The organism is Ruegeria sp. AP12 (genome assembly GCF_056540025.1).
On the sequence record NZ_JBQFVZ010000001.1, the window covers coordinates 565,355 to 578,873 of the forward strand.

Annotated in this window: 14 protein-coding genes and 1 pseudogene; 6 read left to right on the top strand and 9 right to left on the bottom strand. The window is 59.4% G+C overall.

Annotation, left to right across the window (positions count from 1 at the left end):
• Nucleotides 1-60: 60 nt before the first annotated feature.
• Nucleotides 61-747 (bottom strand): M48 family metallopeptidase, encoded by a 687-nt coding sequence (locus ACR0E6_RS02845; protein ID WP_480582200.1) that lies wholly within the window; start codon nucleotides 745-747, stop codon nucleotides 61-63.
• A 194-nt stretch (nucleotides 748-941) separates the two neighbouring features.
• On the opposite strand from ACR0E6_RS02845, the gene ACR0E6_RS02850 reads away from it, so the two are divergent.
• A complete protein-coding gene (locus ACR0E6_RS02850) occupies nucleotides 942-1,352 on the top strand; it encodes a hypothetical protein (RefSeq protein WP_480580788.1) in 411 nt (136 codons plus the stop codon).
• A gap of 7 nt (nucleotides 1,353-1,359) precedes the next feature.
• Nucleotides 1,360-1,878, top strand: coding sequence for a flagellar basal body-associated FliL family protein (locus ACR0E6_RS02855; RefSeq protein WP_480580790.1), 519 nt, complete (start codon nucleotides 1,360-1,362; stop codon nucleotides 1,876-1,878).
• Between the two features lie 457 nt (nucleotides 1,879-2,335).
• On the opposite strand, the gene ACR0E6_RS02860 is transcribed toward ACR0E6_RS02855, so the two are convergent.
• The 5 genes and pseudogenes from ACR0E6_RS02860 to ACR0E6_RS02880 form a co-directional block, all read right to left on the bottom strand.
• Nucleotides 2,336-3,520, bottom strand: coding sequence for a vWA domain-containing protein (locus ACR0E6_RS02860; RefSeq protein WP_480580792.1), 1,185 nt, complete (start codon nucleotides 3,518-3,520; stop codon nucleotides 2,336-2,338).
• A gap of 3 nt (nucleotides 3,521-3,523) precedes the next feature.
• Complete coding sequence (locus ACR0E6_RS02865) at nucleotides 3,524-3,694, bottom strand: hypothetical protein (protein WP_170519210.1); 171 nt, start codon at nucleotides 3,692-3,694, stop codon at nucleotides 3,524-3,526.
• 7 nt (nucleotides 3,695-3,701) lie between these two features.
• On the bottom strand, nucleotides 3,702-5,069 hold the full coding sequence (locus ACR0E6_RS02870) for a DUF2927 domain-containing protein (protein ID WP_480580795.1): 1,368 nt from the start codon (nucleotides 5,067-5,069) through the stop codon (nucleotides 3,702-3,704).
• Nucleotides 5,066-5,524, bottom strand: a pseudogene (locus ACR0E6_RS02875) (N-acetyltransferase family protein); the annotation flags it as partial. The gene ACR0E6_RS02870 and the pseudogene ACR0E6_RS02875, both read right to left, overlap by 4 nt.
• Before the next feature lie 88 nt (nucleotides 5,525-5,612).
• Nucleotides 5,613-6,458: an AAA family ATPase gene (locus ACR0E6_RS02880; protein ID WP_170450048.1), complete on the bottom strand. Its 846-nt coding sequence runs from the start codon at nucleotides 6,456-6,458 to the stop codon at nucleotides 5,613-5,615.
• Nucleotides 6,459-6,837: 379 nt separating this feature from the next.
• On the opposite strand from ACR0E6_RS02880, the gene dksA reads away from it, so the two are divergent.
• Entirely contained in the window at nucleotides 6,838-7,260 is a 423-nt protein-coding gene (dksA, locus tag ACR0E6_RS02885) for an RNA polymerase-binding protein DksA (RefSeq protein ID WP_170450050.1), read from the top strand.
• Nucleotides 7,261-7,331: 71 nt separating this feature from the next.
• The gene (locus ACR0E6_RS02890) at nucleotides 7,332-8,483 is read left to right on the top strand and encodes an FAD-dependent oxidoreductase (protein ID WP_170450052.1); all 1,152 of its coding nucleotides are present in this window, start codon (nucleotides 7,332-7,334) and stop codon (nucleotides 8,481-8,483) included.
• A gap of 4 nt (nucleotides 8,484-8,487) precedes the next feature.
• Here ACR0E6_RS02890 and xth read toward each other — a convergent pair whose 3' ends face one another.
• Complete coding sequence (xth, locus tag ACR0E6_RS02895) at nucleotides 8,488-9,267, bottom strand: exodeoxyribonuclease III (protein WP_480580798.1); 780 nt, start codon at nucleotides 9,265-9,267, stop codon at nucleotides 8,488-8,490.
• A gap of 202 nt (nucleotides 9,268-9,469) precedes the next feature.
• Nucleotides 9,470-9,793 carry a HesB/IscA family protein gene (locus tag ACR0E6_RS02900; RefSeq protein WP_170450056.1) on the bottom strand — a complete coding sequence of 108 codons (324 nt, stop codon included), beginning with the start codon at nucleotides 9,791-9,793 and terminating at the stop codon, nucleotides 9,470-9,472.
• 76 nt (nucleotides 9,794-9,869) lie between these two features.
• Between ACR0E6_RS02900 and ACR0E6_RS02905 the strand changes: the two genes are divergently transcribed.
• The gene (locus ACR0E6_RS02905) at nucleotides 9,870-11,012 is read left to right on the top strand and encodes a deoxyguanosinetriphosphate triphosphohydrolase (RefSeq protein ID WP_480580801.1); all 1,143 of its coding nucleotides are present in this window, start codon (nucleotides 9,870-9,872) and stop codon (nucleotides 11,010-11,012) included.
• On the opposite strand, the gene ACR0E6_RS02910 is transcribed toward ACR0E6_RS02905, so the two are convergent.
• A complete protein-coding gene (locus tag ACR0E6_RS02910; RefSeq protein ID WP_480580803.1) occupies nucleotides 11,013-11,564 on the bottom strand; it encodes a putative pterin-binding protein in 552 nt (183 codons plus the stop codon).
• A gap of 133 nt (nucleotides 11,565-11,697) precedes the next feature.
• Between ACR0E6_RS02910 and argS the strand changes: the two genes are divergently transcribed.
• Nucleotides 11,698-13,443, top strand: coding sequence for an arginine--tRNA ligase (gene argS, locus ACR0E6_RS02915; protein WP_480580805.1), 1,746 nt, complete (start codon nucleotides 11,698-11,700; stop codon nucleotides 13,441-13,443).
• The last annotated feature ends 76 nt before the right edge of the window (nucleotides 13,444-13,519 follow it).

Here is a 13,519-nt window from a genome sequence, read left to right on the forward strand (position 1 = left end):
CATTGGTGCGCCATTGGTTCGAGCGCCAATGGCGGGAGGCTGGCCTCTCGCTGTGCAACCTCAGCCACCCGCCCAACGCTGCTCAAGCGCCTCCAACGCCGCAATCCGCTCACCCGTCTTCGGATGGCTCATGAGCCAGGCAGGCACCATTCCAGCCCTCTGCTGCGTCAGATCTTCCAGCTTGTGAAACAGGGATTTCTGCGGCTCGATCCCGATCCCGGCCTTGGTCAGCAAAGCAGCGGCGTATTCGTCAGCCTCATACTCATCCTGCCGCGACAGGCGCGAGGCCAGCAGTGAGGTCAGCGCATTGGCGATCATCGCGCCGACAAACGGAATGAACCGGTTCAGCACCAGGATCAGCGCCGTGCGCAAGGCGTTCTGTCCCGAGAAATCGATCATCCGACGCCGCGCATGACCCAAGGCCACATGCCCCAGCTCATGCGCAATCACGCTGGCCATTTCTTCGGCCGAAACCTCACCGTTCCGGAACTTGCGATAAAACCCGCGCGTGATGAAAATCCGCCCATCCGGCGCGGCCAGACCGTTCACCGGATCAATCTCATAAATATAAACCGGCACCCGCGCGATATCCAAAGCGGCGGCCAGCCGGTCGGTCATCCGCTTCAACGCCGGATCAGCCAGCTCGGTCGACTTCTGGTCCAACTCACGATGGGTGCGCCAGACGGAAATCCGGTACATCACAAGGCCATAAGCAATGGCGAGAAGGATCGGGGTGAAACGCAACATGGGGTAGATATGGTAGCGCTTCACGTCGAGAGCAAACAAAAAAGCCTTAAGTCGGCTGTGTGTACAAAGCGAGCTTTCCCTGCAGTTGCACCGACGTCTGCTGTTGTATTCACAGAGATCAACCGGGTTTGTCTTATTTACAAGCAGGGGTGCACGTGTAAGCGTTGAGGCATTCAAACGAAGCCGTCTTACCCATGCCTGACAAGAAGACCATCATTGAAAACCTGAATTGGACAACATCGCGGATCAGCGACCGTGTCTGGACAGTCTCTGTCGGTATTTTGGTTACTTGCATGTCTTTTGTTATCGAAGGCACTGCGAGTGACGGGGACGGCTTCTTGAGCCCTGCACGAATTGCAGGTCCGGCTTGCTTAGCAATCCTCTCGCTGGTCTGCGATTTGTTGCAGTATGTCGCAGCGGACTATCAAAACCGGGGCCTACTAAAAATTCTTGAAGAAAAGGACGAAGAAAGCGGCAGGTATCCGTACCCGTCAGCTTCAGGTACAATCAGGCGGCTGACTTACAACCTAAAGATTTTGTTTTGCGTCGCTTCTGCCATCTGGATTGGATTTGAGATGGCGCGCGCAACCATCAATGTGATTTAGGGTCGTTATGAGCGATTGGGACGGACCACGACATATTGCGCCTGAGCGGCGCATAACTCGAGCCGCTTACGGTGGCGAACCCGAGCCTCCTAACAAAGGCCCCGGGAAGTATCGAGCGCTGGCAGTATTGCTAATTGTGATTGCTGGTGGCTTCGGAGGGGCACGGTTCTACTACCATGGAGACGGTGTTCACGACTTAGTTGGCGAAGTGGCGCAACCCGGCGAGAGTCTTTCAGGTGAAGACCAAATAAGTATTACTTTGGCGTTGATTGAAGAAGGCGGGCGGGAGAACCTTGAACTTGCCCTTGGTGTTTTGATGCAGCTTTCCAGTGACCAAGACACCGAAACAGATACCAGAATTTCCGCGTTGATCCTTGTGGCGGAAATGTACGATCCAGCAACCTTCAATGCGGAAAGGTCTCCATTTCCTGTTCCAAACTCAGACGCAGCAAGAAGAATATACGCTCGCGCAGCTGACTTAGGTTCAGACGAAGCTCGAAAGCGAATGGAACGACTGGGCGAATAGTTACCTGCCCACCGCTACTTCGGAACCCGCAAATCCACAAAAAAAGCCTCACCCTCATCGCGGAACCAGCGCTCACCCTTGACGTGTTGATCTTCGTCCGTGAGCACCAAGGTGACCAGGGCGGGTGGTAGATGCGTCCGCTTTGCGGGATGTTGCCCTTGATCGGACAGCCTTCGGGCGCGTGTTCTTCCTCAACCTTGGCATTTTCCAGCGTTGCTCAGGGCAGTACCCGCTGGAAATTGGTGAATTTCGATCCGAGGCCATCTGGGTCTGCGAGAAGATGCAGCGTTCCCTAACCTCGCGACTCTACCAAGTCGGGCCGCTTGCCGAAGGGTCTGGTGCAGAAACTCCGCTAATCAGTTTTTAGAACTGCGTTTTGCAAGGCATTGCGGATTGATAGAGGACATTCGTGTACCGTACAGTAATCGGAAGTGTGGGCGCAAACCCGGCACACTGCTCACCGCGTCAGGTCCCGCATGCCCTGTTCCAGCCCGGCCAGCGTCATGGGCACCATCCGGTTCTCGAAAATCTCGCGGACCGTGCCGATGGAATGGGTGTATTCCCAGTACTTCTCGGGCACCGGGTTGATCCACAGGTTGGAACTCCACTGTTCGCGGGCACGTTGCAGCCAGACTTGCCCGGCCTCCTGGTTCCAGTGTTCGTTGGCACCGCCGGGATAGGCGATTTCGTAGGGACTCATCGAGGCGTCGCCGACAAAGATGCATTTGTAGTCCGGGCCGTAGGTGCGCAGAACCTCATGCGTTGGGGTCTGTTGATCCCAGCGGCGGCGGTTGTCGCGCCAGACACCTTCATAGAGACAATTGTGGAAGTAGTAGTATTCCAGATGCTTGAATTCGGTCCGCGCGGCTGAAAACAATTCCTCAACCACCTTGATATGCGGGTCCATTGAGCCGCCGACGTCCAGAAACAGCAGCACCTTGACTGCATTATGGCGCTCGGGCCGGGTTTTGACGTCCAGATAGCCGTGTTCAGCCGTGGCGCGGATGGTGCCGTCCAGATCCAGTTCCTCGACCGCGCCCTCGCGCGCCCATCGGCGCAGGCGTTTCAGGGCGACCTTGATGTTGCGGGTGCCCAGTTCAACTGTGTCGTCCAAGTTTCTGAATTCACGCTTGTCCCAGACTTTCACGGCACGCTGATGGCGGCTTTCCTTCTGGCCGATGCGCACGCCTTCGGGGTTATAGCCGTAAGCCCCGAACGGAGAGGTCCCGGCGGTGCCGATCCACTTGTTGCCGCCCTGATGGCGGCCTTGCTGTTCCTGCAAACGCTCGCGCAGCGTCTCCATCAGCTTGTCGAACCCGCCAAGCGCCTCGATCTCGGCCATTTCCTCATCGCTCAGATGTTTCTCGGCCATTTTGGCCAGCCAGTCGGCGGGGATGTCGACGGCATCCAGCACCTGATCAAAGCTGATCTCGCCCAGCCCTTCGAAACTGGCGGCAAAGGCGCGGTCGAACTTGTCGATGTTGCGCTCGTCCTTCACCATCGAGACACGGGCGAGGTAGTAGAACGCCTCGACATCATAGGTGGCCAGACCCTTCTTCATGCCTTCCAGAAAGGTCAGATATTCGCGCAGGGATACGGGGATGCCTGCTTTGCGAAGGTTTTCGAAGAAGGGCAGGAACACGGGCTACCCCACAAACCGCACAAGGATCAGCGACAGGATCAGGCCCACCAGGGCAAAGGCAATGCCATAGCCTGCCGCGTATTGCGCCATATCCGCAGCGTTGCCGTTGCGCTTGCGTGCGCTCAAAACGCCCAGGATTGCACCCAAAACAGCCATTCCCAGTACTACGAGCATTCGTTTGTCATCCGCTTGTATTGTTGTCCAAACGTCCAGCCGCGCCGCTTTCCACCAGCGACTGCACCACCAGATCCGAGCCAAACCCGTATCGCGCCCACCCCAGACTGTCCACCCTGACGGCGCGTGCCTGCTGCATCTGTCCGTCCTGCTTCAACGCCTCGGATTTCAGCAGTAGCAACGTCGCGAGGAGTGAGGCATTTTCGGCACGGGTCATCACATCAATGGCGCTGTCCAGCTGCGGCAGCACGTCCGGCCCGCGATCCTGTGCCAGGGCAAAGGCGGCGGTCTGGGTTGTGACGTGGGCGCGGTGCACCTCGGTTCCCGGTGTGGCGTTCAGGAACTGCATGGCGATCTGATATTGTTGCAACGCCGCTGCCGGATCGCGGAACTGGACCATGCGGCCCATCAGGTAATGCGGATAGGCGCGGCGATGGTCGGTCCATCCCAGTTGCCGACCGATTTCGGCGGCCCGTTGGGCGGCACGCATTTGCCGGGGGGATCCGGGGCCGGGGCCGAGGGATTTGTTGATTGCGTCGATCCATTCGCGCGGTGTTTCGGTCAATGGCTGCACTGCCAGCCGATCGCCGCGCGGGTTCAGACGGCTCAGCACACCCGGGATCACCGCCTCGACCTGTTCGCGGGTCATGCCGGTGCGCAGCTCGGGCGCATAGGCCGCCCGCAGGATCAGCATGTCGAACCCGGTCAGAACGGTGTGGATATTGTCGTCGTTGAACACCGAATCCGGCAGGTGATACAGGTCGTTCAACGGCCCCAGCGCCTGTGCCAGTTCTTCATGCAGGCAATCGCGCATTTCCTGAGGGCTGACATCGTAAGGGATAAAAATCCCCAATCGCTCGCGCTGGCGCAGCTCGGTCCAGCTGCTTTTGATCTTGCGCCGGTCGCGGCGGTATTCTTCCAGGCTGGAGGAGTTGGGCACCACGAAACAGGCCGCGTTTGGCAGGATGCGGTGAATGTCGCGCTGGCTGACGGCCTCGATAGTGATGTTGGACTGACCCTCGGTGATCTGGCGAATATCGATCCGGGCTTCGCGTTGCAGCCGCGACAGAAGGCTGGTCAGATCACGCTGCATACTGGGCGTGGGCCTGCCGGTCAGACGGACCGTGACCGGTGTCTCGAACCGTGTGAACACCGGCAGTTTTGTACCGCCTTCCAGTGCGAAATGCAGATCGACAAAATCCGAAGCGATGTTGGTGTTCGATCGCGCCGGAGGGGTAGGGCGCGCCGTTAAAAACGTCTTGGCCGGGGGCAGTGACCGTTCGACAACTTTCACGCTGTCCGGCAGCTCGATCCGTTCGACGGATGCGCAGGCGGAAAGCACCAGTGCCGCAGCAAGCGCGCCCCAACGCATCATGAGCGATTGTACCTGATAAAGGGCGTCAGCGTGCCGATCCGGTCATATAGCTTTCGTGCCGTGTGGTTGAAATCCTGCGTCAGCCAGTAGACCGACGGCGCGCCTTGTCGGTCAGCCTCGTCATACACCGCCTGGATCAGGGCGCGCCCGACTCCGGTACCGCGTGCTTCGGGCCAGGCAAACAGGTCCTGCAGATAGCACACCTTTTCAACCTTCCAAGCGTGGCGGTGGAACAGATAATGCGTCAGGCCGACAAGCCTGCCATCCTGTTCAGCGACAAAGCACGAGAAATCCTGCGGATCATCGCCTAACAGGCGCTCAAACGTGGTGTGGTAGACCTCATCCGGGACGGAGGTTTCATAGAACGCCAGATAGGCGTGCCACATCTCGGCCCATTGATCCCTGTCCTCAGTCGTGAGGGGGCGAATTTTCGGTGCGTTGGCCAAGCGATGCGTCCTGTTCCTGAGATAACCTTAGGTCTTTCGATGCTGACATCCACCCCGTCGCAAGGCAAGCCGCGTTCACAGCCTGTTCAAAGGCAATTTAGCGCTTGCTGCGCGCCATAAAGGCCAGACGCTCGAACAGATGCACGTCCTGCTCGTTCTTCAGCAGCGCCCCGTGCAGCTTGGGCAGGGCATTGGCCCCATCGCGTTTCAGATCCTCGGCGGTCAGATCCTCGGCCAAGAGCAGCTTGAGCCAGTCCAGCACTTCCGAGGTCGAGGGCTTTTTCTTCAGCCCCTGCGTCTCGCGGATTTCGTAGAACTGCGTCAGGGCGGTGGTCAGCAGTGCATCCTTGATGCCGGGGTGATGCACCTCGACAATGCGGCGCATTGTGGCCTCGTCCGGGAAGCGGATATAGTGGAAGAAACAGCGGCGCAGGAAGGCGTCGGGCAGTTCCTTTTCGTTGTTCGAAGTGATGATGACGATGGGGCGGTTCTGGGCCCGGATGGTCTCGCCGGTCTCGTAGACATGGAACTCCATCTTATCGAGTTCCTGCAGCAGGTCGTTTGGAAACTCGATATCGGCCTTGTCGATTTCGTCGATCAGCAGAACGACCTTTTCGTCCGCCTCGAACGCCTGCCACAGTTTACCCTTGCGGATATAGTTCGCGACGTCATGCACGCGCTCTTCACCCAGCTGACTGTCGCGCAACCGGCTGACGGCGTCGTATTCATAAAGGCCCTGCTGCGCACGGGTGGTGGATTTCACATTCCACTCGATCATTTTCAGACCCAACGCGCCGGCCACCTGCTTGGCCAGCTCGGTTTTGCCGGTGCCGGGTTCCCCCTTGACCAACAGGGGACGTTCCAGCGTGACGGCGGCGTTCACGGCGATATTCAGGTCGTCTGTGGCAACATATTCGGCTGTGCCTTGGAAACGTGCGGTCATGGGCCCCTCATGTGGTAGCGCGCGGATGCGGGCGATCTTGGTTCCGGGTTACAGAGGGGTGGGGTTTTTGACAACCCGGGTCGCTGCGTCGATTCAGCGGAAAATCGCAACGACTCCAAACCCTTTTACGTGATTCGCAGGTGCCCCGTTGTGCCGCCGGTTGAAACTTGCCCCAAAAAAACCTGCGTATGACCACTGAAAAACAACGTTTTGTTGTTTCAAGTCTCATATTTAGACAGCCCAGCGACCCGGCGCGCCGGTCCTACGTTTGTGTAGTGACAATCGTGTGCCCGTCGGATAAACGCTGCGCAGAAGGGGGTGCCAAATGTCAGGTGATACTACCGCTACCGACGTTTCAGGCCATACCGAGGGAGCAAATATGAAGCAGGAAGTTTTTCTGCCGGACGATTACCGCCCGGCCGAAGATGAACCTTTCATGAATGATCGGCAGCTTGAGTATTTTCGGCGCAAGCTGCTGGATTGGAAGACAGAATTACTCGCAGGCAGCCGCGACACGATCGAAGGGCTGCAAGACAATACCCGAAACATTCCCGATGTCGCCGATCGCGCAAGCGAGGAAACCGACCGTGCGCTGGAACTGCGCACCCGGGATCGTCAGCGCAAGCTGGTGGCCAAGATCGACTCGGCCCTGCGCCGGATCGACGAAGGCGAATACGGGTATTGCGAAAAGACAGGCGATCCGATTTCGCTGAAACGTCTGGATGCACGTCCGATTGCAACCATGACGCTAGAGGCGCAGGAACGCCACGAGCGGCGCGAGAAGGTTCACCGCGACGATTGATCGCTGCGGAATCCACAAGAACACAAACGCCGGGGCCTGTCGCCTCGGCGTTTTTGCGTTAAGCCAAGGGCATGAATATCGACGGGCTTAGATTCTGTGTCATCGGCGGCGGCATCGGCGGGCTGGCCGCAGCGCTGGCTTTGCGCCAACGCGGGGCGCAGGTGACAGTGCTGGAACAGGCCCCCGCCTTGACCGAGGTCGGGGCGGGCCTGCAGATCAGCGCAAACGGGATGCGCGTTCTGCACGCCCTGAACGTGGTCTCGGACATCCCCGAACTGGGGCAGCGATCTTACGGCACGGTGTTGTGCGACTATCGCAAAGGGCGTGTGATCAGCCGCGTTCCGGGCCCGACGGCGGGGGCGACCTATTACTACCACCGCGCCGATCTTCTGGATCTGCTGCATGACGCGGCCAAAAAGGCGGGCGTGGACATACGATTGAATGCGCGCGTGACCCAGGTGCACAAGCACCCCGCAGAAGCCGAGATTGTGTTGGCTAACGGGGAACGCCTCCGCGCCGAATGTGCCATAGCCGCCGATGGCGGGCGAAGCGCCATCCGGCCCGACTTGAACGGGCCCGAGATGCCCAGTTTCACCCATCAGGTCGCCTGGCGCGCGACGCTCCCGTGGAGTGGTGCCGAAGCAGAGCCGCGCGCAACCCTTACAATGGGTCCACGCCGCCATGTGGTGACTTACCCTCTGCGCGACCAGAAACTCATGAATATCGTGGCAGTAGAAGAGCGGTCTGACTGGCAGGAAGAAGGCTGGCGCAAGCAGGGCGATCCAGATGATCTGCGCGCCCGGTTCGCTGACTTCGGTGGCCCCGTGCGCGATATTTTGGCCGAGGTGAAGGAAGCGCATGTCTGGGCGCTGTTCCTGCGGCCCGTCGCCCAGACATGGCAAAACGGGCGTGTTGCCTTGCTTGGGGACGCCGCGCACCCAACCTTGCCTTTCATGGCGCAGGGGGCCTGTCTGGCACTGGAAGACGCCTGGGTATTGGCGCGGTCCTTCACGGACCAATCGGGCGTGGCCCGCGCCCTTGCGGCCTATGAGGCAACACGCATCCCTCGCGCCCAGCGTGTCGTCGCCACAGCTGCCGCAAACGCCCGCAACTTTCACCTGCAAGGCCCCATGCGGTTTGCCGCGCAGCTGGCGCTTTCAGCCCTGGGGCCGCATCTGACGCGCCGGTACGAATGGATTTACAGCCACGACGTGACCGCCTGATCTTTCAGATATCCAGATCCACCCAGACCGGAACGTGATCTGACGGCTTTTCATGCCCACGGACCTCGGCATCAATCCGGCAGTCGCGCATCAGGTCGGCGGCTTGCGGCGTCAGTAGAAAATGGTCGATCCGAATGCCGTCATTCCTGTTCCAGGCCCCCGCTTGGTAATCCCAAAACGAGTAATGCCCGGGCCCTTGGGTGCGGGCGCGAAACGCCTCGGTAAACCCAAGATTCAGGATCTTGCGAAAGGCCGCGCGGCTTTCGGGGCGAAACAGAGCATCCTCGCGCCACGCGTCGGGGCGTTTCGCGTCTTCGGGCTGCGGAATGATGTTGTAATCCCCGGCCATCAGCGCCGGTTCTTCACTGGCCATCAGGTCCCTGGCGCGTGCATATAGGCGTTCCATCCAAGCAAGCTTATAGTCGTATTTCGGGCCCGGAGCCGGGTTACCATTGGGCAGGTACAGCCCGCAGATCCGAATGGCCCGCTTGCCGACAACAGTCGCCTCGATCCAGCGCGCCTGCTCATCCTCGTCATCGCCGGGCAATCCGCGCGAAACATCCTCAAGCGGCAGTTTCGACAGGATGGCAACCCCGTTGAAACTCTTTTGGCCATGGGTTTCGACATTGTAACCACGCTCTTCGAACAATTCGCGCGGGAAGTTCTCGTCCACCGATTTGATCTCTTGCAGCAGAACGACATCGGGGTGCGCATTATCCAGCCACCGGGGCAGGGCCTCGGCCCGCGCCTTGATACCGTTGATATTGAACGTGGCGATTTTCATGCGCGCTCCTCCGATGCCTCAAGGCAACCTATCGCGCAGAACCGGCCCAACGGCAAGGCGGATGGCGGGTTTGCGAGGCTCTGCCTCGCGCTCCGAGGTATTTGGGAACAGAAGAAGTGCGGATTTTCTGCTTCTTCTGTTTGAAAATACCTCGGGGGAGTCGCGGCTTGCCGCGGCGGGGGCAGAGCCCCCAATTTTTCTACTACATGGAAAAAGAGGTGCCGCAGCCGCAGGATGAGGTGGCGTTGGGATTTTCGATTACAAACCGCGCGCCGATCAGTTCCTGGGTGAAGTCGATGACGGCATTTTCAAGAAACGGCAGGGAAACGGAATCCACGATGACCTTTTGGCCCTTGCCCTCGAGAACCAGATCGTCGTCCTGAGGTTTATCCAGCGCGATTTCGTATTGAAAACCGGAACATCCGCCGCCTTCCACCGCGACGCGCAGGGCTTGACCCTGATCCGCTGCGCCGATCTCGGCGAGGCGATCAAAGGCGCGTTCCGTGACTGTTGGGGGCAGATTCATGCCAATCTCCAAAGGTTTATTTCCTAAGCCGGGTACAATATATGAAACCTCAGGACAGGCGACAAGGACAAGACCTTTGGAAAGAGCGGGTTTTGCCTCGGACCCAGCCCGCGCGCGGGGGCGGCTGGTGCCGGAGGAGGAGAGCAGTTTCCGGTCATGCTTTCAGCGTGATCGCGACCGGATTATTCATGCCAGCGCGTTTCGGCGGCTCAAACACAAGACGCAGGTGTTTGTCGAGCATGAAGGCGACAGCTATCGCACCCGTCTGACCCATTCCATCGAAGTCGCTCAGGTGGCGCGTACCATTGCCGGGGCGTTGGGGCTGAACCCCGAACTGACCGAGGCCGTGGCTTTGGCTCATGATCTGGGACACACGCCGTTCGGGCATACAGGCGAGGACGCCTTGCACGCGCTGATGGCGCCCTATGGCGGGTTTGATCACAATGCGCAGGCCATTCGGATCGTGACCAAGCTGGAACGTCACTATGCCGAGTTTGATGGCTGCAATCTGACATGGGAATGTCTGGAAGGGATCGCCAAGCATAATGGCCCGGTGGTCGGCGAACTGCCCTGGGCACTGGCCGAATGCAATCAGGGGTTTGACCTTGAACTGCACACCCATGCCAGCGCCGAGGCGCAGGTGGCGGCACTTTCAGACGATATCGCGTATAACAACCACGATCTGTTCGACGGGTTGCGGGCGGGCCTGTTCACGGATGCGGACATTCAGGATCTACCGATTGTCGGGGCCTGTTTTGCCGAGGTGGGCGCCAAATACCCGGGTCTCGACCCTTATCGCCGTCGGCATGAAGCGCTGCGGCGGGTCTTTGGTGTTATGGTCTCGGACGTCATTGACACCTCGGCTGATCTGATCGCGGCGTCGGGGGCGGGGTCTGTCGAAGATATCCGGCACCTTGGGTCTCCGGTCATCCAGTTCTCGGGCGATCTCTGGACCCAGTTGAAAGAAATCCGCGCCTTTCTTTTCACGCGAATGTACCGCGCGCCTTCGGTGATGGAGGTGCGGGCCAAGGTCAGCAAAGTAGTCGAGGAACTGTTCCCTATCTATCTGAATGACCCGAAACAGATGCCGGGTCATTGGCATGACGATATCGAAGCCGCCGGTGATGAGACGGCTTTGGCCCGGATCGTATCGGATTACATCGCGGGCATGACGGACCGGTTCGCCCTGCAGGATCATGCGCGGCTGACCGGAGGCTGATCACTCGATCCCGATATAGGCCAGTGCCCAGACCTGCTGACTGGCCTGTTCCTGCGCCAGATCGGGGTCGTCGGTGGGCGGGAAGACGATCATGGTCGGGCCATAACCGCCGATGCCCATCGGGTTTCCATCGACGTGCGTGGCAACAATCGGTTGATGTGCTGAGATGCTGTCCCACGGGATTTCGGCCTGATAGCCATCCATCGCCATCGGCTTTGCCGTTTTCCCCTCGGCCCCGGCCATGGTCATCACATCTGACAGGCGCGGGCCGGAGAATGCGATGTCGCGCTGATTTCCCTCGGGGCCGTAGGCTATGGTGATCTCGACCTGTTCGAGCCCGTCCAGCATCACAGCATCGAAACCAGCCGCGCCGTCGTGCTGGACCTCAAGATAACCCAGCAGCCCGCCGTCATTCTGGCCGCGGGCGGGCAGGTTGGTCTCGGTCACGGCTCCGCCCAGTGTCAGCAGCACATGGCCCTGCGGCGCGGGCATATCGGCCCATAGTGGCGGGGCAGTGGTCAGCATCAGGCTCAGCGGCAGGGCAAGGCGCATTGTCGGATCTCCGGTTCGTGGATTTCTGCCGACACTAGCGGGCTTTGACGGTAAACCAAGCGCAAACTTTAGGCGTCCATTGACCTTGGCGTGGTGCGTGGTAAACCGCGCGGCAAGCAAAAGGACATCCGTAATGAACCTGTTTTCCGAGATCCGCGCCCTTGTACTGGACGCGCTGGCGCAGATGCAGTCCGAAGGCGCGCTGCCCGAGGGGCTGAGCTTTGACAACGTGGCGGTCGAACCTCCGCGCGATGCGGCGCATGGCGACATGGCGACCAACGCGGCGATGGTGCTGGCGAAACCGGCGAAAATGAAGCCGCGCGACATTGCCGATATGCTGGCCGGGAAACTGGCCGAGGACGCGCGCATCACCAGTGCCGAGGTGGCCGGGCCGGGCTTTCTGAACCTGCGGCTTGCGCCGACCGTCTGGCAGGGCGTACTGGCGGCGGTGCTGGAGCAGGGCACCGACTATGGCCGCTCGACCATGGGGCAGGGGCAGAAGGTTAACGTGGAATATGTCTCGGCCAACCCCACCGGCCCGCTGCATGTGGGCCATACGCGGGGGGCGGTGTTCGGCGATGCCTTGGCAAGCCTCTTGGCCTATTCGGGTCATGACGTGACCCGCGAGTATTACATCAACGATGGCGGCGCGCAGGTGGATGTGCTGGCACGCTCGGCCTATGAACGGTATCGCGAGGCCAATGGCCTCAGCCCCGAGATTGCCGAAGGGCTGTATCCGGGCGACTACCTGATCCCGATTGGCGAAGCGCTGAAAGAGAAATACGGCGACAGCCTGATCGACAAGCCCGAGGCCGAGTGGCTGGAAGAGCTGCGGGAATTCTCGACCGACGCGATGATGGACCTGATCCGCGCCGACCTGAAGGCGCTGGGCGTTGAGATGGATGTGTTCTTCTCGGAGAAATCCCTCTATGGCACAGGTCGGATCGAGGCTGCGCTGGAGTCGCTGACCGACAAGGGCCTGATCTATGAAGGCGTACTGGAACCGCCAAAAGGTAAAAAGCCCGAGGATTGGGAACCCCGTGAGCAGACTCTGTTCAAGTCGACCGAGCATGGCGATGACGTCGACCGCCCGGTAAAGAAATCCGATGGCAGCTGGACCTATTTCGCCCCCGATATCGCCTATCACTATGACAAGGTGAGCCGTGGTTTTGACGCGCTGATCGATGTGTTTGGCGCGGACCATGGTGGTTATGTCAAACGGATGAAGGCGGCGGTGTCGGCGCTGTCCGATGGCAAGGTGCCGCTGGATATCAAGCTGACTCAGTTGGTGAAGCTGTGGAAGAACGGCGAACCGTTCAAAATGTCCAAGCGGGCGGGGAATTTTGTCACCCTGCGCGATGTGGTCGATCAGGTTGGCCCGGATGTGACCCGTTTCATTATGCTGACCCGCAAGAATGACGCGCCTTTGGATTTCGACTTCGACAAGGTGTTGGCAAGTGGTCAGCAAAATCCGGTTTGGTATGTCCAGTACGCACACACACGGGTCATGGGAGTGCTGCGTAAAGCCGCAGAGCTCGACATAGCTGCCGATGACGCGACGCTCGCCAAAGCTGATCTCACTATCATCAATCGTGAGGCTGAGTTGGTCGTAGCAAAGAAACTGACAGAGTGGCCGCGTCTGGTGGAGATAGCAGCTCGTACTAACGAACCGCATCGGGTAGCCTTCTATCTCTATGAACTCGCTGGGGATTTCCATTCTCTGTACAATAAATTCAAAGATGATGAATCCTACAGCTTCATTCACGATGGCGATGTTGCCACAAGCCAGTCGAAAATCGCCTTGGCGCGGGCTGTTTCTGTTGTGATTTCAGCGGGCTTGGGTATTCTTGGCGTCACTCCGGCGCAGGAGATGCGGTAACAAAATCGCCCGAAACGCCGGTCTGAGGTAGGCAAGAAATGACCCGCGCGCCGTGTTTTTAAGGCGCAAACGGGCA